The organism is Chryseobacterium sp. T20 (genome assembly GCF_047345655.1).
In the GTDB taxonomy this organism is placed as follows: Bacteria; Bacteroidota; Bacteroidia; order Flavobacteriales; family Weeksellaceae; genus Chryseobacterium.
Map to the genome: position 1 here is coordinate 203361 of NZ_JBLFDU010000006.1, position 24321 is coordinate 227681.

The window sequence follows — 24321 nt, forward strand, 5'->3', positions numbered from 1 at the left end:
CTTGTAATTTTAAATAAATTTGCTTTTTAAAAATTAAAATCATTGGAATTTTATCCGTCAATCGAGAAAGCAGGGATTCAGGAAATCAAAATATTTCAGGAAGAAAAACTTCATGAGCTTTTGACTTATCTTGAAGCTCATTCCCCTTTTTACCAGAAACTGTTCAAAGAAAATAATATCAATATTGCTGACATTCGTACGTTGGAAGATCTTCAGAAGATTCCTACCACTACAAAGAATGATCTACAGCAGTATAACCATGATTTTTTCTGCATAACACCGGATAAAATTGTGGATTACAGTACCACTTCCGGAACATTGGGAGATCCGGTGACTTTCGGATTGTCTGACAGTGATCTTGAGAGGCTTGCATACAATGAAGCAATATCTTTCGCCTGTGCAGGAATTCAGAAAGGAGATGTTGTGCAGATGATTACCACCATAGATAAAAGATTTATGGCCGGGCTTGCTTATTTTCTTGGTTTAAGAAAAATGGGGGCGAGCGTGGTGAGAATGGGGCCTGGAATTCCGGAACTGCAGTGGGATTCTATTTTCAGATACCAACCCAAATATTTGATCACCGTACCTTCTTTTCTACTTAAAATGATTGATTACGCTGAAAAACATGGATTGGATTATAAAAACTCCAGTGTGTATGGGGCTGTATGTATTGGCGAAAGCATCAAAAATCAGGATTTTACAGATAATATTCTTTCGCAGAAAATCAAAGAAAAGTGGGATATCAAACTCTTTTCTACCTATGCTTCTACTGAAATGAGTACTGCTTTTACAGAGTGTGAATATCAGATTGGAGGCCATCATCATCCGGAATTGATTATTACAGAAATCCTGGATGATGAAGGAAACCCTGTAAAAGAAGGAGAAAGTGGTGAACTTACCATTACAACATTGGGTGTAGAAGCCATTCCTTTGTTGAGATTTAAAACCGGAGATCTTGTAAAAGCTCATGATGAGCCATGTCAATGTGGAAGAAATACGATGAGGTTAGGACCTGTTGTAGGAAGAAAGCAGCAGATGATCAAATACAAAGGAACAACATTGTATCCTCCTGCTATGAATGATATTTTGAATGATTTCAACAATATCTTATGCTACCAGATTGTTATTCAGGCTAACGAAATCGGACTTGATGAGATTATCATTAAACTTAGTACAGAAGCAGATCACGAAGGATTTGTCAATGAAGTAAGAGACCACTTCCGAGCAAAATTGAGAGTGAGTCCAAAAATTGAAATCATAGATTTTGATGTTCTCTCTAAAACTGTTTTTAACCCAAACAGCAGAAAGCCAATCACTTTTATTGACTTAAGATAAAATTAAAATAAAGAGTGGGTAAAGATTTCCTTTTTATAATATCTTTGGGCTCTTAAATAGTAAAACTAATACACTATGAAAAAATTATTTCTGCTGCTTTTTGTAGCTATTACCACAGCAACTTTTGCCCAGGACAAAATTACTATTGAATCTGGAAATTTTGACTTTCTGAAAGATCAGACAGAGGTGAATGTTCAGTTTAAATTTGAAAATCCTCTTTTTCAGGCAGATAATTATACTGAAGCCCAATATCTTGAAAGAAGAAAGACAGAGACGTTGGCTAAGAAAGGCGAGGAATCCTGGAAAGAATGGGATGAAGAGTGGCAAAAGCATAAAGAATCTGTTTTTTTTGATAAGTTTATTGAAGGAGTAAATGGTAAAGCGAAAAAAATAAAATTCAGTAAAGGCGCTTCGGCAAAGTACACCTTAATATTAGATACAAAATGGATCTATGCCGGGTGGACAGGATTTGTAACACAGCCTGGTAAGTTATCCTCAGAAATGATATTTGTTGAAACGGAGAATCCATCTAAAGTATTAACTAAAGTTCAGGGTGATAAGATTGAAGGGATAGGAAGTAAAGGAAGCTATCGTATGGAATACGGAAGAATATCCGCAGCCTATGAAAAAACAGGAAAAGAATTAGGAAAAGCTATTAAAAATGCTTTAAAATAAAACAAAAAACGGTCTGAATTTTCAGACCGTTTTTTTATGCTTGATTTTGCTGTTCCTGTTTTTCCAGCTTGATCAGGTTGGCAAGGTTTTTAATGACTGTATCATGTTTTCTCACAAAAGGATTGTCTTTATTCCAGACATAGCCTGCTAAAACAGCACAGATCTTTTTCTTTACGTCCGGATTTTCCGGTTGATGGAAGAATAATTCCTGAAGATTTCCGGTATACCATTCTTTTACATACGTGGTGAAAACATCCACTCCATATAAAATGTAGTCTGTGTATTCCCTCTGCCAGTCAATTTTTTCTCCGTTTAATTGTCTTAACGCCAGTTTGGCGGCCAGCATTCCGGATTCTGTGGCAAAAGCCATTCCTGAAGAGAATACTGGATCAAGGAATTCTGAAGCATTTCCTGTTAAAGCAAATCCGTCTCCGAATAAACTTTTTACTGAACAGGAATAATCTTTCAGATGTTTAGGTTCAAAAAGAAAATCTACATTTCCAAAACGTTTTACATAATATTCAGAAAGAGAAATCGCTTTTCTTAAAGCTTCCGTTGTATCTCCGTTTTCAGATAATTTGTCGATATATTCAGTAGGGCCTACAATTCCTAAACTTGTGTTTCCGTTGGAAAAAGGAATTACCCAAAGCCATACTTCTGTTTCAATAATGTCAAAAGAAATTAAAGTTCCTTCCTCTCCCGGTTCTCTGTTGATATCATTTACATGAGAGAAAATGGCAGAGTGAGGTGATAATTTTGAAGGTTTCTCCAGATCAAGAAGACGAGGCAGTACTCTTCCGTAGCCACTGGAATCGATAACAAACTTAGCATGAATCTCTTTTGTTTCTCCATCCCTGCTTCTTACCGTAGTTATAGAATTTGTTCCGTCAAATTTGATGTCTATCACTTCAGTTTCAAACTCAAGATCAATTCCCTTATTTATTACTTCCTGAGCAAGAGTATTATCAAAATCAGCTCTCGGAACCTGCCAGGTCCAGTCCCAGCCTTCCCCGAATTTGTTGCTGAAATCAAAAATGCAGACTTCGTCACCACGAAGAAAACGAGCTCCAAGCTTTTTTTCAAAGCCCATTTTGTCTAATGCAGGGAAAAGTCCGGCCTCCTCAAAGTGGTCCATTACCCTTGGAATTAAACTTTCTCCAACTACGAGTCTGGGGAATTTTGTCTTTTCGACTACTTTTACGCTGACGTTATTGTTCTTCAGGTACGAAGAAGACACGCATCCGGAGGGTCCAGCTCCGATTACAAGAACGTCAACAAATTCTTTGCTCATCTTTGATTTTTTATTTTAATAATAACTTTTATCTTTGCCGCAAAATTAGTGACAAATAATTAATATTTTACAAAATTATCAACTATTACTTTTAATTGATGAAAATAAATAACTTTTTAGAACTGAAAGACTTTCAAAAAATTATCATTGAGAATGAAAAAATAGAACTGGATGAATCACTTTTATCAAGAGTGGATAAAAGTTTTCAGTTTTTAAAAGAGTTTTCAAAAAATAAAGTAATATATGGTGTGAACACCGGTTTTGGGCCAATGGCTCAGTTTAAAATCAGTGATGAAGATACACACCAGCTTCAGTATAATCTGATCAGAAGCCACTCTTCAGGAATTGGAAACCCTTTGCCTGCTGAAGAAGTAAAAGCATGTATGCTGGCAAGACTGAATACCTTATCATTAGGGAATTCAGGAGTGCACCAGTCTGTTATTTATCTTCTTCAGGAGCTGATCAACAGAGATATTACTCCACTGATTTTTGAACATGGAGGAGTAGGAGCAAGCGGTGATCTTGTTCAGCTGGCTCACCTTGCTTTGGTATTAATTGGAGAAGGAGAAGTTTTTTACAATGGAGAAAGAAAATCTACCAAAGAAGTTTTTGAAACTGAAGGATTAGAACCGATCAAAGTAGAAATCCGTGAAGGTCTTGCTTTGATGAACGGAACTTCCGTAATGTCAGGAATCGGTATTGTGAATGCCTATAAAGCGAATCAGCTTACAGATATTTCTCTCAGACTGTCTTGTGCCATCAATGAAATTGTACAGGCTTATGATGATCATTTATCAGCAGCATTGAATGGAACTAAGAAGCATTACGGTCAGCAGAAAGTGGCAGAAAGAATGCGTGCTCACCTGGCAGACAGTAAACTGATCAGAAAAAGAGAAGAACATCTTTATACCCATTTTGAAGAACAGGAAAAAGTATTCAAGGAAAAAGTTCAGGAATATTATTCATTAAGATGTGTTCCTCAGATTCTAGGTCCGGTACTGGATACGTTGGAATACACAGAAAAAGTTCTTGAAAATGAGATCAATTCAGCGAATGATAACCCAATTATCAACGTTGAAGACCAGCATGTGTATCACGGAGGAAACTTCCATGGAGATTATATCTCTCTGGAAATGGACAAGCTTAAAATTGTGGTAACCAAACTTACCATGCTTGCAGAAAGACAGTTAAACTACCTTCTGAATGCTAAAATCAACGAAATTTTGCCTCCTTTTGTGAATTTAGGTAAATTAGGTTTCAATTTCGGGATGCAGGGAGTACAGTTTACGGCAACTTCTACTACAGCAGAAAGCCAGATGTTGTCAAACTCTATGTATGTTCACAGTATTCCGAACAATAACGATAACCAGGATATCGTTAGTATGGGAACAAACGCTGCAGTGATTTGCAGAAAAGTTATTGAAAATGCCTTTGAAGTTTTGGCTATTGAAGCTATTACCATCATTCAGGCGGTTGAATATCTTGGATTCCAGGATAAGGTTTCATCCTCTACAAAAGAATTGTATGATGATATCAGAAAAATTATTCCTGCTTTCTCAGACGATATGGTCATGTATCCGTATCTGGAAGAAGTAAAGAAATATCTGAAAGGAATGTAACTATTGGTTGCCATCAATTGTCTTTTAAAAAAAGGCTTCCAACATCAACTTAAAAAAACTAAAAACGATATAAACACTAACGCATGAAATGTGCAATTGTAACAGGAGGCTCCAGAGGAATCGGGAGAGCAATCTGTATAAAACTGGCTGAAGAGAAAAACTATCACATCCTTATCAACTACGCTTCAAATGAAACGGCAGCAAACGAAACGTTGGCTAAAGTGAAAGAATTGGGCGCTACCGGAGAAATTCTTAAATTTGATGTAGGAAATACCGAAGAAACACAAGCTGTTTTAACGGAATGGCAGGAGAAAAATCCTGATGCCGTGGTAGAAGTGATCGTCAATAATGCCGGAATCACAAGAGACGGTCTTTTTATGTGGATGCAGAAGGAAGACTGGAACAGTGTAATCAATACAAGTCTGGACGGATTTTTCAATGTGACCAATTTTTTTATTCAAAAGCTGCTTCGTAATAAATACGGAAGAATCATTAATATGGTTTCTGTATCGGGAGTAAAAGGAACCGCTGGTCAAACGAATTATTCTGCTGCGAAAGGTGCTTTGGTGGGAGCTACAAAAGCTCTTGCTCAGGAAGTTGCCAAAAGAAATGTTACCGTCAATGCTGTTGCTCCTGGTTTCATCAAAACAGATATGACTCAGGAATTCAATGAAGAAGAACTGAAAGCAATGATTCCTGCCAACAGATTCGGAGAAGCTGAAGAAGTGGCGGATCTTGTAGCATTTTTAGCATCTAAAAAATCTTCTTACATTACAGGAGAAGTGATTAATATTAACGGAGGAATTTATTCATAACATGGAAAATAGGGTTGTAATTACCGGAATGGGAATTTATTCCTGCATCGGGACGTCTTTAGAAGAGGTCAGGGAATCCCTATATCAAGGAAAATCCGGTATTGTTTTAGATCAGGACAGAAAAGAATTTGGTTTCAGGTCTGGCCTTACGGGAGTAGTTCCGAAGCCTGATCTGAAAAATCTTTTAAACAGACGCCAGCGTGTCAGTATGGGAGAGGAGAGCGAATATGCTTATCTTGCTACATTGGATGCTTTAAAACAGGCGAATCTGGATGAAGAATTCCTAGATGCTCATGAAGTGGGGATCTTATACGGAAACGATAGTGTTTCCCAGGCAGTCGTAGAATCTATCGATATTGCAAGGGAAAAGAAAGATACGACATTGATGGGATCGGGCGCGATCTTCAAATCAATGAACTCAACGGTAACGATGAACCTTTCAACCATTTTTAAACTGAAAGGAATCAATCTTACCATCAGCGCAGCATGCGCAAGCGGTTCCCATTCTTTGGGACTGGCTTATATGATGATCAAAAATGGTTTTCAGGATATGATTATCTGTGGAGGTGCTCAGGAAACCAACAAATATTCCATGGCGAGCTTTGACGGATTGGGAGTGTTCTCAGCCAGAGAAGATGAGCCTACAAAAGCATCCAGACCTTTCGATGCAGAAAGAGACGGATTGATTCCAAGTGGCGGAGCAGCCAGTCTGATTGTTGAAAGTTTAGAATCTGCCCAAAGAAGAGGCGCTCCGATTATTGCTGAAATTATCGGATATGGTTTTTCTTCAAACGGAGGCCATATTTCAACACCCAACGTAGACGGGCCGGCTTTAGCAATGGACAGAGCCTTAAAACAGTCAGGATTAAAAGCTTCAGACATCGATTATATCAATGCTCACGCAACTTCTACTCCAATTGGTGATGCCAACGAAGCGAAAGCCATCTATGAGATCTTCGGAAGTGAAGTTCCGGTAAGTTCTACCAAATCTATGACCGGACACGAGTGCTGGATGGCAGGTGCAAGTGAAGTTATCTACTCCATTCTGATGATGCAGAACGATTTTGTGGCTCCCAATATCAATCTGGAAAACCCTGATAATGAAGCACAAAAGATAAATTTAGTCGCAAAAACAAAAAATCAAAAAATTGATGTATTTTTGTCGAATTCTTTTGGGTTTGGGGGAACCAATTCTGCACTAATAGTTAAAAAATTTGATTAAAAACATGGAAAGGGAAAAAATTGTTGCTATTGTTAATGATTTTCTTGTAAACGAATTCGAGGTAGACGGAGACGAAATCAGTAACGATGCCAACCTTAAAAATACACTGGGCTTAGACAGCTTAGATTATATCGACATGGTAGTCGTGATTGAATCCAATTTCGGGGTGAAATTAGGAGAAGCAGATTTCAAAAAAATGGTAACATTTGATGATTTCTATACAACGATTGAAAATAAGATTGCTGAAAAAAACGCGTAGTTATTGAGTAAATCTTTATTCTATAAAATGTGCCAATGTAACAATATCACAGTGATCCGGTAACGGACACTTCAAAAAGGTATTATTACATTGGCTCTCTGTTATACTAAATTCTAGATATGAACAAGTGGAAAGGTAAATCTAAAGGAACAGTACTCGGATACAGAATATTCGTCTGGTGTATTAGAAATATCGGGATCAGAAGTTCATATGGTGTGCTGTATTTTGTGGCAGCCTATTATTCACTGTTTCAGAAGAAAAGCAACCAATACATTCTTTATTATTTTCAGAAAAGACTGAACTATGGATACTGGAACTCCAAAGCTTCTATTTTTAAAAGCTATTTTACTTTCGGAAAAGTTCTGATTGATAAAACCGCAATTTCTGCCGGGCTCAGAGAGAAATATACTTATGAGTTTGACGGTATTGAAAACCTCAGAAATCTTTTAGCGGCTAAAAAAGGAGGAGTGCTGATCAGTGCTCATATCGGTAATTTTGAAATTGCAGAGCATTTTTTTGCTGATATTGATTTCGACTGTCAGATCAATCTGGTCACTACAGATCAGGAAGTTACCGTCATTAAGGAATATCTTGAAAGTGTCGCTGTAAAAGAGAGTAATATCAAGTTCATCTACGTAAAAGAAGACATGTCTCATATCTTTGAGATCAATCAGGCTTTGTCCAATAATGAGCTTATCTGCTTTACCGGAGACCGTTATTTCGAAGGATCCAAATATCTGGAGGCAGAACTGCTGGGGAAAAGTGCAAAATTTCCGGCCGGCCCATTTTTGATTGCCTCAAGATTAGGAGTTCCTGTAGTCTATGTCTATGTGATGAAGGAAAACAATCTTCATTACCATTTGTATGCAAGGGTTGCCCAGAATATCAAAAACCGTGATTCACAAGGGCTTTTACAGTCGTATGTGGACAATCTTGAAACCATGGTGAAAAAATACCCGCTTCAATGGTTTAATTATTTTGATTTTTGGGATGATGTTGATTAATTTTTCTATTTTTATCCCATAAAAACGAATAAAAAAACTAAAACCATTAAGATGTACTGAAATTTAAGATGACTGATGAAATTTCTATGCTTACTTTACGAAAGTAATCTTTAAATATCTTAAATTCCCTGTTTCTTAATTATTAAAAGCACATTCTCTTTTGAAGAAAGAATACGACATACTTGTAATCGGCAGCGGATTGGGAGGTCTTGTTTCAGCTCTTATTTTGGCGAAAGAAGGTCTGAAAGTATGCGTTCTGGAGAAAAATAACCAATATGGAGGAAATCTGCAGACCTTTTCAAGAGATAAACTTATTTTTGATACCGGAGTCCATTATCTTGGAGGTTTATCCAAAGGGCAGAATCTGAACCAGTTCTTTTCCTATCTTGAAATCATGGATGATCTCGAACTTCAGTTGATGGATGAAGACGGCTATGACAGAATCAGTTTTGGAGATGATGAAATAGAATATCCTCATGCACAGGGTTATCAGAATTTTGTAGAACAGCTTTCAAAGTATTTTCCCGAAGAAAAAGAAAATCTTGAAAACTATTGTGAAGAAATTCAGTATGTATGCAGCCAGTTTCCCAGATATCATGTGGTGGGAAAAGACAATTACAACGAAGAAATCCTGCACCTTAATACCAAAAGATTCATTGAATCTGTTACCCAGAATAAAAAACTGCAGTCGGTTTTATTAGGTTCGAACTTTTTATATGCCGGAGACTCGGAGAATGTTCCTTTTTATGTACATGCTTTGACGGTAAATTCTTATATTCAAAGTGCTTACAAATGTGTGAAAGGAGGAAGCCAGATCTCTAAACTTTTAATCAGAAAACTTCGGGAATATGGAGCTGAAGTACACAAGCACTCGGAAGTTTCAGAATTTGTTTTTAATGAAAATAATACACTGACCTCTGTCAAAACAAAAACAGGAAAAGAATATACCGCCAAACAATTTATTTCAAATATAGAAATCCGTTCCACGATTAAACTTATTCGTGAAGAAAGACTTAAGAAATCTTTTCTGAACAGGGTTTTAAGCTGGAAGCCGGTTTCATCGTGTTTTAGTATTTATCTAGTTTTAAAACCTCATTATCTTCCGAATTTTAATTATAACAGATATCATTACTCCTCTGAAGAACAGGTTTGGAATGCATTCCAGTACCGGAAAGAATCATGGCCGGAAACGTATATGCTTTCTTCCACACCTTCGAAACGTCATCCTGAATTCGCAGAAAGTCTGACGGCGATATCGTATATGGATTTTGATGAGGTTAAAGAATGGGAAAATACCTTCAATACCGTTGCCGATGAGCATGAAAGAGGAAATGCTTATGAAAGATTTAAGCTTGAAAAAACAGAAAAAATGCTTGATGCGCTGGAAAAGAAAATTCCGAATGTAAGGCATGCCATTGAAACACTCTATACTTCCTCTCCTTTGTCTTATCGGGACTATATCGGAAATTGTGAAGGAAATATGTATGGATATATGAAAAGCTCAGAGAATCCTCTTAAAACGATGGTTTCTCCCCGTACCAAAATTGACAATCTTTTTCTGACCGGGCAATCCGTGAATATGCATGGGATCTTAGGCGTTACTATCGGAGCTTTTAACACCTGTGCTGAAATTATCGGAAAAGAAAGAATAGATATGCGGCTGACTCAAATGATTAATAAAAACTAAAGTGAAAAAAACTAAAACCATTTATTCATCTCACAAAAGAATTTTTCTTTATCTCACTTTTTGTGTTTTTTTCACATCTTGCGGAATCTCAAAGTCTATCAAGCATATTCCTGAAGTACAACAATATGCTCTGGAAGTTCCGAAAGTAAACCAGATCAATGACAGCACATTCAGCTACAATCAGAATTATCTTACCAAAAACAAACAGCAGCTCTGGGAACTATATATTAAAGGAAATCCTTTGCAGCTTGGATATAATAGCGGAGCATTGACGCAAAGCTTAATGCAGAAACAGGAGAACATTTTCTTTTCAAAAGTGGAAGGTTTTGTCCCATCAAAATTCAGGCAAGGGCTGCTAAGAGGTTTTTTAAAATGGTACAACAGAAAAATGTACCTCAATGTAAGAGAAGATTATCAGGCAGAATTATTTGGCTTGTCACAATATTCATCCGATCAGTATGACTTTATTGCTCCTAAATATTTAAGAAACCTTTACCTGCACGGAGCTCATGATATAGGACATGCGATGCAGGATCTTGCCATGGTAGGCTGTACATCTCTTGCTGTATGGAATGAAAATACTGAAGATGGAGACTTGTTAATTGGAAGAAATTTCGACTTTTATGTAGGAGATGATTTTGCTAAAAATAAATTGGTAGAGTTTGTGCAACCCGAAGAAGGAATTCCCTATATGTCAGTAAGCTGGCCGGGAATGATTGGTGTGGTTTCCGGAATGAATAAAGAAGGAATTACCGTGACCATTAATGCCGGAAAATCAAAAATTCCTTTAACGGCAAAGACTCCGATTTCCCTGGTTACAAGAGAGATTTTACAGTATGCAAAAAATATAGAAGAAGCCATTGCCATTGCTAAAAAAAGAAAGGTATTTGTTTCAGAATCCATTCTTGTAGGAAGTGCAGCAGATAAAAATGCAGTCATTATTGAAGTTTCACCTAAGAATTTCGGAGTGTACAGAGTGCAGAATACCAGCAGAGTTCTTTGCACTAATCATTTCCAGTCTGAAGCTTATAAAGACGACAAAAGAAATCAGAAGCAGATTGAAGAAAGCCATTCAGAATACCGCTATGAAAAACTTCAGGAGCTTTTGCAGAAAGAAAAGAAGATCACTCCTGAAAAGATGGCTTCCATTTTAAGAAATAAATCCGGCTTAAAAGATGAAAGTATAGGTTATGGAAATGAAAAAGCACTCAATCAGCTATTGGCTCACCATGCCGTTATATTTTCGCCTCAGAAAAAACTGGTTTGGGTTTCTTCCAATCCTTATCAGCTGGGAGAATTTGTTTGTTATGACCTGAATGAGATCTTTTCCGGGAAGCAGTTATCACAAAGTCTGCTGGCGAAATCAGAACTGAATATTGCAAGAGATCCGTTCGCAGATTCTGAAGAATTTCAAAACTATGAACTGTCCAAAATGTACGGTAAAGAAATCAATGAAGCTGCTGATGATAAAAACACACTGTTGACAGATGATGTAATCCCATCGTATCAGGCTATGAACCCCGATTTTTGGCTGGTCTATTATCAATCAGGAAAGTATTATTTTAGCAAAAAAGAATATTCAAAGGCAAAAATGGAGTTTGAGAAAGCATTGACGAAAGAAATTACAACAGTTCCCGACAGAAAAAATGTTGAAAAATACCTGAAGAAAACTTTAAAGAAACTGAAATGATCCCCAAATATATAAAGCTGCTGTTCTGTATTCCTTTTGTTATTATCATCTGTTATTCTGTGTATTTGTGCACCGTTTACAGCTCAATACCTGACACCATCACTATTCACGGCTACGGAAGTATGAAAGACAATTATGGAAGCAAAATTTTTCTTGTGTTTCCCGTAGTGATGAATCTGGCTGTTCTAGTGTTTATTTGGTTGATTATCAGAAGACCTGATAAAATAAAATTTACTTTTGAAATCAATGAGGAGGAAAAAGAAAAAATATACCATATCACCCAGCTCGCTCTGGTTATTATTTCGATATTTGTTACCATAATGATGACGCCATTATCATTCGCTGATGTGGTCTTTAAATAATTGATTATGAAAAAACTTTTAACCTTATTCTTTACCGTATTCGCTCTGTTATCATTTTCTCAGGACAGAAAAGAGATCGGAAATACTTTCATTAAAGCTTTGCTAGTAGATAAAAATGCGGAAAAAGCACACTCTTATTTTGATCCTTCCGTAGCAGGACAAATTCCGGTGGATCAGCTTAAAGCCATTCCGGACCAGCTTCAGAGCCAGGTTGGAGGATTGAAAAATATCCTTGAAGTAAATAATGAGGGAAACACCTATTATTACTATTCCGAATTTGAAAAAACAAAGCTTGATATTCAAATTACTTTTGGAGAAAATAATAAAATGCTGGGATTCTTTTTAGTTCCGCATAAAACATTTGAAAAACCGGATGAGAAAACCACACTAAAAATTAAAAGTGATGGAATTGAACTGAATGGAACGCTGTTGCTTCCTCCCTCCAACAATAAAAAGAAACTGGTTATTTTTGTTCATGGCTCAGGAGCACATGACAGAGATGAAACCATTGGGGAAAACAAGCCGTTTAAAGATATTGCAGAATACCTTTTAACCAATGGAATTGCTTCCTACCGATATGATAAAAGAACCTATTCCTACCCTGAAACATTTAATGAAAAATCTACTGTAGAAGAGGAAACGGTCAATGATGCCGTAAACGCAGCTCTTTATTTTAAAAATAATGCTGATTACAAAGGATATCAGATTATCATTCTTGGACATAGCCAGGGAGCGTATATGATGCCAAAAATTGCAGCAAAAGCTCAGGTTTCAAAATATGTTTTTATGGCTGGAAATGCGAGACCATTACAGGACCTATTAGTAGAGCAGTATGATTATCTTCATGCTATAGATCCAACTAAAGTTTCTGCAGAGGCGGTTCAGGAAGTAAAAAAGCAGGTAGCATTTTTAAATTCCTCTAAATTTAATGTAAGTTCACCCTCATCAGAACTTCCTTTGGGACAATCTGCACCCTATTGGAAATATTTGAAGGATTACAATCAGCTTAATGAGGTTAAAAAAGTAAAAGCTCCCATGTTTTTTGCACAGGGCGGAAGAGATTATCAGGTAACTGAGAAAGATTTCAGCCTTTGGAAAGAAACATTGAAAAATGATAAGACAGCCGTATTTAAGTTTTATCCTACATTAAGTCACTTATTTATTTCCGGCACTGGCAAGCCATCTCCAAAAGATTATGAAACAAAAGGGAAAGTGGATGAACAGTTTTTGAAAGATTTGGTTCAGTTTATTTTGCAATAATTTATTCAGTGTACAATAGAAAGTAATAATTCATTGTGATAGGCCTGGAACTTTGTTCCGGGCTTTTTTTAATTGCTTTCCGGACTTACTTTATTCAGAAACAAAAAAGAAGCTATTCCCGCAACAGCAGAAAGGGTGGTACTTAAAATAAAACTGCCGATAACATATTGCAGAAGATTGTTCTTAATCAGTTCAAAGTTTAAATCCTGACTTAATAGATCACTATCACCACTTACAAATGGTGCTCCTAAAAATAGAGAAGCTGCAATAATAAAAGGAATAAAAGGAGGAAGACTCACATTGGAGGCTACAAATGCAAGGACTTTATTAAGTTTAAAAAGTACAGATAAGCTGATCACCAGAAGCGTCTGAAATCCCCAGAAAGGAGAAAGTCCTATAAAAACACCCAGTGCTATAGAAAATGCTTTCGTACGGTTACTTCCGTCACTTTCTAAGACATCTTCCTGTATGAATCTTTTAAAGCTTTTTTTTTTGAAATTATTCACGAAGTTTCTCGGAATAATATAAAGTAGAGTAATCGTTACCAGAATTGTATTCAGAATACTGATTCTCGTAAAATCTTTGAAGGGTCTGAAATGCGAAACCCGTTCCGCCGGATCATATAAAACCTTAATCGGAACATTTTTTACCGGAACATGCCTCCATGCAGTTCTTACAATAATTTCGATCTCAAATTCAAACTTAGGCGTAAAATATTTCTTGGGAATTTTATGCAAAGGATAAAGTCTGTAGCCGGACTGCGTATCTTCCAGCTTGATACCGGTTTCAAACCAGAACCAGAAATTGGAAAAACGGTTTCCGAAACTGCTTTTCTTAGGAATACCATCCTGAGACATATTTCTGTTTCCGATCAGAAGAACTTCCTCTTTTTCCTGAAGAAGAGCTTCTACAAATACCGGAATATCATCCGGATAATGCTGTCCATCCGAATCAATGGTGATGGCGTAATCATATCCTGACTTCTTTGCTGCTCTGAAACCTGTTTTAAGACCATTTCCTTTTCCTTTGTTCTCTGGAAGGGAAATAACTGTAATCTGAGGATATTGAGAAAGAATCTGTACCGTAGAATCTGTGGAACCATCATTGACCACAATAATACTTTCGGTGTAGTCCAGAACGCCGTCAATAACCCTCTTCAGGGTTTTTTCATTATTGTAGGTAGGTATTAAAACGCAAATCTTCTTTTCAGAAATGGCGTCTTGTACTTCAGCAAGCAACATTTTTTTATTTTAAAGTGGCTCTTTCAGCCTCTGTAATGGTTTTAGATTGCATTGCAAACCTTTTGATATAGCCTTTTAATGCTGTATTCTGTTTGCTGTAATTGTTCAAAAGGAAAGCTTTATCATCCTTCAAACTTCCACGATATCCTACAATTTTCGGAATATTTTCCTGAACGCTCATTCTGATCAGACGTAATTCCGCATTATTAGGATTGCTTTTGATAACGCTTTCAAGACTTGTTGCTCCTGTTTTCACCAGTGATTTTCTGTTGCTTTTAGCAATCTTTGCTTCCATAATCTTTGCTGCTGCCTTGTATCCTACAGTGACTGCATCAGAACCGGATTGTTTGTCCGCTGTTTCAATGAAGTTTTGTGTATTACTATTAGATTCATTGGCTTTAGCATAGCTGTTTCTCAAGGTTTCAAGATCAGACTGAAAGAAAAAAACAAATGCTGCAAAGAATGATAAGATTAGTTTCATGATGGTAATTTTTTATAGCTTACAGACAATTTCAATGCAATAGTCTCGCCAAAAGAAGTCGTGTTTTTTACTTTAACATCTTCTTCATTTTCAGCAATATCCAGTTGAAGTACCAGATCAGGTGTTTCAAAAGGATTGATAATCGCCATGAACTTTACATTGGAAGCTGTTTTCAGAAATAACTTTGAACCTGTAAATTCCTCAGTCAGTTCCTTAATAATCTGCATCATACAAACACCGGGAGTTACCGGATTTCCAGGGAAATGACCTTTAAAAATCTCGTGGTCTTTATTAAGATGAATATGAGCAGTAAACTTTCCGTCTTCTGTCTTATCGTATGATGTTAAAGTATAAAAGTCTGTAAGAATGGTTTGCATGATCTTATTTTTTAAGATTAAATGTGTAATACACTCCTGTCTGGAATGTTACGTTGGTATTGTCATTATTAATATGTACAAAACCTTTTTTAATTCTGGCCTCAACGCCTATATTTTTTGTTATATCATAACCAGCTCCAAATAGCAGTCCCAAATCCCCATCAATAGGAGAATCGATATTTTTATGATCTGTCAGAAGTTCCAAAGTCGGACCAAAATGAATATTAAATTTCTCAAAATAGAATTTATTCACTACCGCTCCTCCCACATAAGAAAGAGTAACTGTTTTAGAAGAAACACCTGGATTTTGGCTTTCAAATCTTGCGCCCTGACGTGTATAATAAATTTCCGGCTGAAGAGCATAGAATTTTGCAAATCGGATATTGGCCTGAAAACCTATGTAAAAATCTACTTTTGATTTGATATCATAGACATTGGTCCCATAGTGATATCCTTGATTATCATTATAATAAAAGGACTCATGGGCAGGTCCGTCAGAGATATGTGAAATATTGGCACGCACTCTGATTCCCGGGTTGAAAGTTACCTGTGCAAAAGATAAACTGGTGAAAAGTGCAAAAAGTAAGAAATATATTTTTTTCATGGGAAATTTATTCCGTTTCGGTTATTTGAAATAGTTTTATATTGATCTTAAAGTCCTTGTGCTGCAGGTTTAAGCTGTCTGCGAAGATAGGTTTTTTTGCATCAAAAGTGAAATTGATTTTCTCCTTGTTGTTTTTTGTATAAATAATCTGCTTCAGCAAATTATTTTCTTTGTTGAAAAACAGATAATAGCTTTTATTTTCGATTTTTGAAAGATAGATTTTAGCATGATCATTTTCAAAGCTTTCACTGACAGGATATTTTCTTTTCAGAAGCTGCTGAAAGTCATTTTTCAGAAAATTGATCACGATTTTTTTATCCAGATCAGGAAGTACATAATTCAGTTTAAAATCATCATCAGAAACCTCAAAATCAATCAGTTTGTTTCCAAAATCTGAAGTTAAAGCAACACGATGGGTCGTTTCATTCAATTTTTTGATGATCAGAATTCCGCTTACATGGTTTTTATAGATATCCATCTGGCATTTATATACATAATCTTCACCGGAAGAAAAGTATAAGTTTTCCACCACCTTTTCAGAAGAAGAGACAGGTTTTGCTTCTGTTAACTGATACGTTTTACAGGAAACCGCCAGGATCAGAATCAGGCTATAAAGAAAACTCTGACGCAGGAATGGAAGCATTGATCTTTGTATTTTTGAAAACAATATTGGTAGTATCTCCGGAAGCCTCAGTCATATTCACCTGGGAAACCGTTGACTGGTTTTTAGGAAAATAAAGCTCAATCTGTTTGATGTATTTCAACAGCTGTGAAGTTTTAGGAATAAACTTCGCTACATTGTAATTTCCGTTCTTAAAATACGTTACGGTGAACTCCGGATCATTAAACATCGTTCCGTTTGAACTTCCTACAATCAGCTTATTGATTTTTTCAAATGTTTTGCTCTTCGCATCTACAGAAGACTTTTTCCCCTGATCATTGATGAAGATCTTGTTGCTTTTAAAAACAATACTGTACTGATAGGGTTTAGTATACTTCCAGCTCAGCATATTGGGCGTCTGCAAAGACATTTTCCCATAGGTAACAATACTTTTATCCAGGAAATCCATTTTTTTGGTCTGGGTAAAATCACTCTGCAACGTTTTAATTTCTTTCGTGTCTGAAGAAACCTTCGATACAAATGCTTTGGCTTCAGCTCCTGACATTGCGGTGTTTTGTGCAAAAAAGAACCCGGAAACCAGTAAAAATGCTCCGAAAGCAATATTTTTAATCATTTCTATTTGAATTTATCACTGTATCAACAGTAAAGGTTGAATATTTTTTATCCTTCAAAAATACTAATAAATTGGTCAGCACCCGAAAGGTCTTTTCCGAAGTGTCGTGAAGGAGGATAATGCTCCCATTTTTAAGGCCTTTCGTCACTCTGTTGTAGATTTTCTTTTCGTCATCAATGATAGTGTCCAATGACCGGACATTCCACCCGATGCTTACTTTATTTGTTTTTTTGATTGCTTTTGCAATATTGGGATTCGTCACTCCAAACGGAGGTCTGTAGAGATTGGTCTGGATATTTCCCACATTTTTCATGACTTTATCACATTTTTCAATCTCCTCAATCATTTTTGAAGTGGGTAAAAACCCTGTAGAATTGGAATGTGATAAGGTATGATTTCCAATCGTATGACCTTCCGCAATAATTCTCTGAAACGTCTCAGGATATTTTTCAATCTGTTTTCCGATACAGAAAAAGGTGGCTTTTATCTGATGTTCTTTAAGCAGGTCTAAAAACTTTGGAGTAAACTCAGTAGGTCCGTCATCAAACGTAAGTGCTACTTCTTTGATTCTGGTCCGTTTATGGGTAATGCTGTTGACAAAATAGCCCAGTTCAATATCAAATGAACCCCAGACAACCACGGCAGAAAAAGCAAAAAAACAAAACAGATATACCCAAATACTTCCGTGGAACGCATAAATAAAAGCGTTACAGAAAAGGTAGAACAGGATGAAGGGATAGTGTTTCATTGCTGATTACTTTTTTTATTTTGAACTGGTCAGTCTGAGTTTTATGGTTGTAATATTTATTGTATACCATTGTCACTCCGTAGGAATCTAAATAAATTCATTAATTTTGTTTAGATTCCACGCTTCACTTCAGAACCTTGTTCGCAGACCTTTTGTCTGTGCTCTGAATGACAAATAGACTGTATAATTTTCAATTTCAACAATTATGCCTTTTCCAGTAACACCAAACTGTGATCATCACCTCCCAGATGATTGTAAAGAAGCACATTTTTCACGTTTTCTTTTTTCACAGAATTGATCATCATAATTTCCGGGATCTGCTGTTCTTTCAGGATATGACAAGCCATAAAGGTTGAAAAACCACTTGCCGTATTGAATTCTCCACTCAAATGTTTATAATACAGCTGTGCTGAATCAGGAAACAGATCCATTGCTTTTGTATAATATATATCTGATTTTGCATCTCCGCTGAATCCTAAAATAACAGCATCAATATTCTTGCTGGAAAGATTGTTTTGAGTTAAGAAATTTTGGATAAAATCCTGTACTTCAATCAATTCAATCGTGTTGCTGATCTGGATTTTTTTAAGTTTAGCGTAAGAATTTTCGGTCTTATCTTTTCCTACAACGAAAAAGCTGGCTCCTTCGCCCCAAATCACTCCATTGGTTTTAGAATTCAAATAATCAGCAGGAAGATCTGCTTCTTTTTTGATCGTATTATTTAAGCAGTAAAGTTCCATGGTTCTGTCTGTCTGTTCGTCTGTAGAACCTACCAGAACATTTTCTGCTTCTCCGTCATTGATCTGAAGCTGGGCATCGAGTAATGAAAACTCCAGTGAAGAAGAAGTGTTTACATACGTGAAGTTATACGCATGACATTGTAATCCCAGAGCAATCTGTCCTGCTACCGTATTGTGAGTAGACTGGATGAAAAAGGTAGGCGTAAGGAACTCTTCATGATTGTCAATCACGTTTTTCAGAAATTTTTCAGAATCCTGCGAGCAGCCCATTCCGGTTCCTACGATGATGGCATCCGGTTTTTCAATACCAGCTTCCTTCAATGCGTAATGAGAGGCTACAGAACTCATTTTTACTGTTTTAGACATTCTTCTGATCATCGCAGGTGGAATGAACTCTTTGTAATTAGGTTCTATCGCTTTAATGATATTTGAAGAATTTCCAGGAGTAAGGTTCTGAAGAATATTTTCGTTTAAAGTGTCCTGAACTGAGATACAGGATGCACTGTTGATGTATACTGCACTCATGATTTTGAGAAAATTAAGGTGGAACAGTTTCCTCCAAATCCAAACGAGTTGGAAAGTACATTATCAATGTTTTTCTCTTTCAATTCGGTAACAGGAGTAAGGTCAAACTCTTCCATTTTTGTTTTGAAATTCAGGTTCGGGAAGATCACACTGTTTTGCATGGCTAAAATTGAAAATACGGCTTCAATTCCTGCAGCAGCAGCTAAAGTATGTCCTGTAAATGCTTTTGTAGAGCTGAATTCAGGAACCTGATTTTCACCGAAGATTCTTATCATGGCAATTCCCTCTGATAAATCGTTATTGGGAGTAGCCGTTCCGTGAACGTTGATATAATCTATATTTTCTTTTTCCAATCCGGAGATTTTCAGGGCTTGCTGCATCGCTAAAAATGCGCCCTGTCCATTTTCTGAAGACGCCGTCTGATGGTGTGCATCATTAGCATTTCCATATCCGGAAAGATAAGCCAGAACTTTTTTATTTTCTTTTTTGACCATTTCTTCAGATTCAAGGACTAAGAAAGCGGCAGCTTCCCCAAGATTCAGTCCTTTTCTGTCGTTGTCAAAAGGAGTATTGTAAGAATCCGTAAGAATCATCAGGGTATTAAATCCATTCAAAGTAAATTTTGAAAGAGAATCTGTTCCTCCGACAATCACACGATCTAAAACTCCGTTTTTAATCAGTTTTGCACCCATCATAATGGCATTGGCTGCTGATGAACAGGCTGTACTGATGGTAGAAACCATGCCCTTTAATCCCAGATAACCGGCAATAGCCAATGAGGAATTTCCGGCATCATGAGCGTCAATATATTTTTGCTTTTCAGGAAAGTCTTCGTAAGAGTAGAAGTATTTTTCAGTGATATCCATTCCTCCTACACTGGTAGAAGAGATCAGTCCGGTTCTGTAACCATTGATATCTGAAATTCCTGCACTTTCTACAGCTTCTTTCGCAGCCATCATTCCCAATAAAGAAGTTCTTGTTACATTATTGTCTTCATCAAGGTGAAGCTGTTGTACAAGTTCTTCATTGGATAATTTTATTTCACCTGTTTTAATGGCTCCGGCATGACGGGTTTCAAACATTTCGATATCTGAAATTCCATGTTTTCCGGATTGCAATGAAATAAAATTTTCCTCCACATTGTTTCCGATGGAGGAAATGATGCCCATTCCCGTTATGGCAATTTTTTGACTCATGGTATTAAATCCTAAAACATGTGTAGCAATCTGCTAATTGGTCAGCAATTATCACATGGCTACACTGTTATATTGTTGTATTATTTTGTTCTGTTGTCCTCGATGAATTTTGCCATCGTATCGATAGATTGGAAAATCTCTTTTCCTTTTTTAGGATCTGCTAATTTTATTCCATAGTCTTTATCAAGAAGAACGATCAGTTCCAAAGCGTCGATAGAATCTAATCCTAATCCACCTCCGAATAACGGATCAGTATCTTTGATTTCTTCTACAGATACATCTTCAAGGTTAAGAACTTCGATAATTTTGTGTTTCAATTCTGTTTTTAAGTTTTCCATAATTAAGTTGGTTTATCAGTGTTTCAGCATATCATGAAGATCATTACATCATTACACTGTTATATTGTTACATTTTTATAAGGTTAGCAAATATACAAAAGCTTTGTAATTTTCCTGATACAATTCCACCCAGCCACACAATACTTTGTCGGCTTTTCCGGATAGAAGAATCTGCTCAGAATAGTCATTCAAAAATTCTTCATCAAAATCATCCAGCACGAAAAAAGCATTTTCTGTCTGCATTTTGTGTTTAATGCTGATTTCTCCTACACATATGTTGGGTAAAGTATACACAAAAACGGCAGGACTCGGATAGAAGTTATCGTGATTGTTGATGCTTTCCTGATATTTGAAATCGGTATCCAGACTGGAAGATCTGTTGGTAAAAACAATGGCTGTCCTGCTGTGATCTTCATCTTTCAAAATGGTTTCGGCGGAAAGAAAAGCCAGTTTACTCAAATGATCCATTTTATGAAACTTTGGATAGCTGAGGTCTAAACTTTTATAAGCTTCTTTGGCAAATTCCTGAAAGGTTTTGCTTGGGATTTCAAAAATAAGATTTCCGTCAACGGTAATTTTTGAATGTTCTATGGTACAGGTGGTTATTTTCTTCATTAATGGTATTTCCATTATTTCTTCAGGAGGCTTTCTATTAATTTGTTCTGAGATTCTATGAGTTTCGAAATCTGTTCCTGATTTTTTAGAATACTTTCAATAAGTTCAGGAGATTGCATATTAATAGTTGATTCAGCAGAAACAACATAAGAAGTGCCCTCAAAATTTGCATTTGGAAAATTAATAGTTGAGATATTTTCTAATAACTCATAGATGTCTGTTTCAAAAACCTCTGCAATTTTTCCCAGTTTATCTATATTGGGTTTTGCCTGATCTGTTTCCCATTTGTTATAGGCCGGTTGTGAAATATCTAATCGGTAAGCAGCATCAGCCTGCGACCAGTTTTTATCTTGTCTTAGCTGTTTTAGTTTGGTTCCTAAGCTCATGGAGGTATTTTTTACAAATATAAAATAATTTGAAATGATAACTGTTGGTTATTGATTTTATAACCAGTAGTTGTTGCATGGAGATAAAATTCTAAATAATATTGCATCTGTTATCACTTAGATGTGATAAAAAATATTATATTTAACCCACAAAAAACAAATGTCTATGATGAAAAAAAACTTGAAGCTGCTCGCTTCAGCATTAGGATTCATTTTCCTCTTCTACTCCTGTAGGACAGATGAAATGGCCACTTCTGAACAAAGAGCACAAGATGAGAAAATAGGAGCTTTCGAAAGATTTGAAAATCTTCGTTCTCAGGAAATCCTAAGTAAGAAAACTCATTCTTCTAAAAGTGGAGTTTCTCTTCCGCTAAGCTATGCACAGCCTTTCAGTGAAATTATTTACCAATTTCTGGTGAAACATCCTGATTTCTATGATAAACTATCTGATGATTTTGGAGAAATAGATTATAATGTGGCTTCACAAACCTTCGGTGAAGATAAGAAATACATTTTCTATCCGATACTGAAAGATGGAAAAGTGACCTCTCTATGGTATGGAAAGCTGAATGAAGACAGAAGCTGGGTAGATTTTTACTTAGTACATGATTCTTCTGCTTCCACACAAAGAATGATTGGAGAATTTCAGAATTATTATTCTAAAAAAATGGCAAACAGAGGTGAGCCGGATCCTCCTGTAAAAGAAATTCCAGAGATCATCATTACCCCTCCAAGCACCAACCCTCCTATACATGATCCTATTCCCGGTACAGGTGGTGATGGCAACTACACTCCTCCTTACACCGGAGATATGAGTGGAGGACCTATTATGCACGGTGGAGGAACAGGAACCAGTACGACACAAGATCCTTGTAAAAAGGCAGAAAGTTCAATGACGAGTGCCAATACTATTCTAAAAAATAGTGAGGTAAAACAAAAAATGGATATTGCTTTAAAAGGGAAAGTTCAGGCTCCTAATGAATGGGCGGTAGCGATAGGTCAGAAGCCTAATGGTGAGTATGAAGTAACACAACCCGTAGAACAAAATGTTTCTAATGGAACGATTCCGACTTCTCAGTTAACAAGTCCCTATATTGGTGATGGACATTCTCACTCTGGCGATAGAGGTAATCCTTCGGGAGGAGATTTATATAATATGATTTCTTCCCTTGCTGGTAATCCTGCCCTTAAATATCGTTTTATATATGGCAATTCTGATGAAGGAACAGCGGAGACCTATGCCTTAGTCATTAATAATGCTTCTTTGGCTCAGCAATTTCTTAGTCAGTACCCAAAAGATGAAAACTATGATCCTGAAGGTCATTCAATTAAAGATGAAACTTCACTAGGAGTCGAGTTTTATAGGGCTAATGACTTTTATTTATCTGGATCATCTGATAATACATCGGGGGAAAATTATGATAGCAGGGCTATAGCGATGGCGTATATTTTGGATAAATTTAACGCAGGCATTAGTGTTGCTAAAGCGGATGCGAATGGAAATCTAAAAAAAATAAACGCAGAAATAACGCAGATAACGGTACCGTACAGCGGTGGGAAAGTTAAAGAAGGTATAAAAGTATCAAAATGTCCATAATTTAGTTGTTTAAAAAAAATAATATGAAATCAATATTTTTAAAAGGCTTATTTATTATAAGTATATTTTTAATGCATAACTGTAAAGCACAGTCTGCATCTGTAAACGAATATATCACATTTTATAATGGAGTTGTTCCTAAATTAAATACTGTTGCCGCTAATAAAACCCAATTTTATGGGCAAAATTTCTCTGAATTTTATAGTGAACTATTAAGTAAAAATGTAAATGTTGTAGATTTAGGTTATGGAAGCAAAACAGATACTGGGACAAAAAATTACATTTTAAGATTATATTTTTGTGATTCTAATATGGATAAACCGGCATTTGATAATAAGTTTCAAATTCCTGTAATCTGGATTACTTTTGAGAATGAAATTCCTCCACAAATTAAAAGTATGGTTTTACAATATCATGGAGAATGGAATGACACTTTTGTTCAGTTTTTTTCTAATATGAAAATAGAAAAGATAAAATTTATAGGACTTAATGGATATAATAGTAACAATTGGTCTGCAAAATAATTTATTTTTAGGAAAGGTTTGAAAATAACGGCATATTCACAATGAATTTTAGAATTAAAAATATGAAATCAATATTTTTAAAAGGCTTATTTGTAATAAGCATATTTTTAATGCATAACTGTAACGCTCAGCTGGATACTTTAAATTACCTAAAAACATTTGAAGCCAATAAAGCTAATTATATAGGGAAGCCATTATCATTTTTATTAGATAATATGATACAAATACAACCTAAAACAATTTGGAAGGTTCCATTGCACGGGATTAGAAGATATGTGAGTGAGAGTGTTTTTAGTTATAAGGAAAAATCACCGTTTGTGAATGAAAATGTAATTTTTTTTACGATTATTTGGAAACAGAGAATTCCTTATTCTGATGTTGAATATTATGAAAAAAAGAACCATTTTTTATTTACTGTAGAAGAGAGAAGTTTTTATGGTAACAAGGTAATTAAGGATATAAAGATTAATCAATAGAATGTTATCAATATAAAAT

The 24321-nt window shown here is 36.0% G+C and carries 27 protein-coding genes; 14 read left to right on the forward strand and 13 right to left on the reverse strand.

Features of this window, described 5'->3' with window-relative positions:
- The first annotated feature begins 42 nt into the window (after positions 1–42).
- Both ACMA47_RS15545 and ACMA47_RS15550 read left to right on the forward strand, forming a co-directional pair.
- Positions 43–1335 (forward strand): phenylacetate--CoA ligase family protein, encoded by a 1293-nt coding sequence (locus ACMA47_RS15545; protein WP_413930485.1) that lies wholly within the window; start codon positions 43–45, stop codon positions 1333–1335.
- Between the two features lie 75 nt (positions 1336–1410).
- Positions 1411–2010: a hypothetical protein gene (locus ACMA47_RS15550; protein WP_413930486.1), complete on the forward strand. Its 600-nt coding sequence runs from the start codon at positions 1411–1413 to the stop codon at positions 2008–2010.
- Positions 2011–2044: 34 nt separating this feature from the next.
- Here ACMA47_RS15550 and ACMA47_RS15555 read toward each other — a convergent pair whose 3' ends face one another.
- Positions 2045–3301 (reverse strand): NAD(P)/FAD-dependent oxidoreductase, encoded by a 1257-nt coding sequence (locus tag ACMA47_RS15555; RefSeq protein WP_413930487.1) that lies wholly within the window; start codon positions 3299–3301, stop codon positions 2045–2047.
- Between the two features lie 98 nt (positions 3302–3399).
- Between ACMA47_RS15555 and ACMA47_RS15560 the strand changes: the two genes are divergently transcribed.
- The 9 genes from ACMA47_RS15560 to ACMA47_RS15600 all read left to right on the forward strand — a co-directional run bounded on the left by ACMA47_RS15560 (position 3400) and on the right by ACMA47_RS15600 (position 13219).
- Positions 3400–4920: an HAL/PAL/TAL family ammonia-lyase gene (locus ACMA47_RS15560; RefSeq protein WP_413930488.1), complete on the forward strand. Its 1521-nt coding sequence runs from the start codon at positions 3400–3402 to the stop codon at positions 4918–4920.
- An 83-nt stretch (positions 4921–5003) separates the two neighbouring features.
- Positions 5004–5735 carry a 3-oxoacyl-ACP reductase FabG gene (gene fabG / locus ACMA47_RS15565; protein ID WP_413930489.1) on the forward strand — a complete coding sequence of 244 codons (732 nt, stop codon included), beginning with the start codon at positions 5004–5006 and terminating at the stop codon, positions 5733–5735.
- A gap of 1 nt (position 5736) precedes the next feature.
- Complete coding sequence (locus tag ACMA47_RS15570) at positions 5737–6957, forward strand: beta-ketoacyl-[acyl-carrier-protein] synthase family protein (protein ID WP_114821693.1); 1221 nt, start codon at positions 5737–5739, stop codon at positions 6955–6957.
- 4 nt (positions 6958–6961) lie between these two features.
- Positions 6962–7216, forward strand: a complete 255-nt coding sequence (locus tag ACMA47_RS15575; RefSeq protein WP_047377388.1) for an acyl carrier protein — start codon at positions 6962–6964, stop codon at positions 7214–7216.
- A gap of 119 nt (positions 7217–7335) precedes the next feature.
- Complete coding sequence (locus ACMA47_RS15580; protein WP_413930490.1) at positions 7336–8220, forward strand: lipid A biosynthesis acyltransferase; 885 nt, start codon at positions 7336–7338, stop codon at positions 8218–8220.
- 160 nt (positions 8221–8380) lie between these two features.
- Positions 8381–9907, forward strand: a complete 1527-nt coding sequence (locus ACMA47_RS15585; protein WP_413930491.1) for a phytoene desaturase family protein — start codon at positions 8381–8383, stop codon at positions 9905–9907.
- A 1-nt stretch (position 9908) separates the two neighbouring features.
- Positions 9909–11597 carry a C45 family autoproteolytic acyltransferase/hydolase gene (locus ACMA47_RS15590; protein ID WP_413930492.1) on the forward strand — a complete coding sequence of 563 codons (1689 nt, stop codon included), beginning with the start codon at positions 9909–9911 and terminating at the stop codon, positions 11595–11597.
- Positions 11594–11959 (forward strand): hypothetical protein, encoded by a 366-nt coding sequence (locus ACMA47_RS15595; protein WP_413930493.1) that lies wholly within the window; start codon positions 11594–11596, stop codon positions 11957–11959. The genes ACMA47_RS15590 and ACMA47_RS15595 overlap by 4 nt, the downstream gene beginning before the upstream one ends.
- 6 nt (positions 11960–11965) lie before the next feature.
- Positions 11966–13219 carry a DUF3887 domain-containing protein gene (locus ACMA47_RS15600; RefSeq protein ID WP_413930494.1) on the forward strand — a complete coding sequence of 418 codons (1254 nt, stop codon included), beginning with the start codon at positions 11966–11968 and terminating at the stop codon, positions 13217–13219.
- Positions 13220–13287: 68 nt separating this feature from the next.
- On the opposite strand, the gene ACMA47_RS15605 is transcribed toward ACMA47_RS15600, so the two are convergent.
- From ACMA47_RS15605 to ACMA47_RS15660, 12 genes are all read right to left on the reverse strand, one after another.
- Positions 13288–14460: a DUF2062 domain-containing protein gene (locus ACMA47_RS15605; protein WP_413930495.1), complete on the reverse strand. Its 1173-nt coding sequence runs from the start codon at positions 14458–14460 to the stop codon at positions 13288–13290.
- Between the two features lie 4 nt (positions 14461–14464).
- Positions 14465–14941, reverse strand: coding sequence for a hypothetical protein (locus ACMA47_RS15610; protein WP_413930496.1), 477 nt, complete (start codon positions 14939–14941; stop codon positions 14465–14467).
- A complete protein-coding gene (locus ACMA47_RS15615) occupies positions 14938–15318 on the reverse strand; it encodes a 3-hydroxyacyl-ACP dehydratase (protein WP_129040668.1) in 381 nt (126 codons plus the stop codon). Before ACMA47_RS15615 ends, ACMA47_RS15610 begins: the two co-directional genes overlap by 4 nt.
- A 4-nt stretch (positions 15319–15322) precedes the next feature.
- Positions 15323–15922, reverse strand: a complete 600-nt coding sequence (locus tag ACMA47_RS15620; protein ID WP_413930497.1) for an outer membrane beta-barrel protein — start codon at positions 15920–15922, stop codon at positions 15323–15325.
- Between the two features lie 7 nt (positions 15923–15929).
- Complete coding sequence (locus ACMA47_RS15625; protein ID WP_413930498.1) at positions 15930–16565, reverse strand: hypothetical protein; 636 nt, start codon at positions 16563–16565, stop codon at positions 15930–15932.
- Positions 16531–17157, reverse strand: coding sequence for a LolA family protein (locus ACMA47_RS15630; protein WP_034692447.1), 627 nt, complete (start codon positions 17155–17157; stop codon positions 16531–16533). The genes ACMA47_RS15625 and ACMA47_RS15630 overlap by 35 nt, the downstream gene beginning before the upstream one ends.
- Entirely contained in the window at positions 17150–17905 is a 756-nt protein-coding gene (locus ACMA47_RS15635; RefSeq protein WP_413930499.1) for a polysaccharide deacetylase family protein, read from the reverse strand. The genes ACMA47_RS15630 and ACMA47_RS15635 overlap by 8 nt, the downstream gene beginning before the upstream one ends.
- 203 nt (positions 17906–18108) lie before the next feature.
- Positions 18109–19170 (reverse strand): beta-ketoacyl synthase N-terminal-like domain-containing protein, encoded by a 1062-nt coding sequence (locus ACMA47_RS15640; protein WP_413930500.1) that lies wholly within the window; start codon positions 19168–19170, stop codon positions 18109–18111.
- Entirely contained in the window at positions 19167–20366 is a 1200-nt protein-coding gene (locus ACMA47_RS15645) for a beta-ketoacyl-[acyl-carrier-protein] synthase family protein (protein ID WP_413930501.1), read from the reverse strand. The genes ACMA47_RS15640 and ACMA47_RS15645 overlap by 4 nt, the downstream gene beginning before the upstream one ends.
- An 80-nt stretch (positions 20367–20446) precedes the next feature.
- The gene (locus ACMA47_RS15650) at positions 20447–20704 is read right to left on the reverse strand and encodes a phosphopantetheine-binding protein (protein ID WP_034692439.1); all 258 of its coding nucleotides are present in this window, start codon (positions 20702–20704) and stop codon (positions 20447–20449) included.
- A gap of 75 nt (positions 20705–20779) precedes the next feature.
- Entirely contained in the window at positions 20780–21319 is a 540-nt protein-coding gene (locus ACMA47_RS15655) for a 3-oxoacyl-ACP synthase (RefSeq protein ID WP_413930502.1), read from the reverse strand.
- 14 nt (positions 21320–21333) lie between these two features.
- A complete protein-coding gene (locus ACMA47_RS15660) occupies positions 21334–21705 on the reverse strand; it encodes a helix-turn-helix domain-containing protein (protein ID WP_413930503.1) in 372 nt (123 codons plus the stop codon).
- A 166-nt stretch (positions 21706–21871) separates the two neighbouring features.
- Between ACMA47_RS15660 and ACMA47_RS15665 the strand changes: the two genes are divergently transcribed.
- From ACMA47_RS15665 to ACMA47_RS15675, 3 genes are all read left to right on the forward strand, one after another.
- Positions 21872–23302, forward strand: coding sequence for a hypothetical protein (locus tag ACMA47_RS15665; protein ID WP_413930504.1), 1431 nt, complete (start codon positions 21872–21874; stop codon positions 23300–23302).
- Between the two features lie 23 nt (positions 23303–23325).
- Positions 23326–23826 (forward strand): hypothetical protein, encoded by a 501-nt coding sequence (locus ACMA47_RS15670; protein WP_413930505.1) that lies wholly within the window; start codon positions 23326–23328, stop codon positions 23824–23826.
- A gap of 62 nt (positions 23827–23888) precedes the next feature.
- Positions 23889–24302 (forward strand): hypothetical protein, encoded by a 414-nt coding sequence (locus tag ACMA47_RS15675; protein WP_413930506.1) that lies wholly within the window; start codon positions 23889–23891, stop codon positions 24300–24302.
- Positions 24303–24321: the final 19 nt, after the last annotated feature.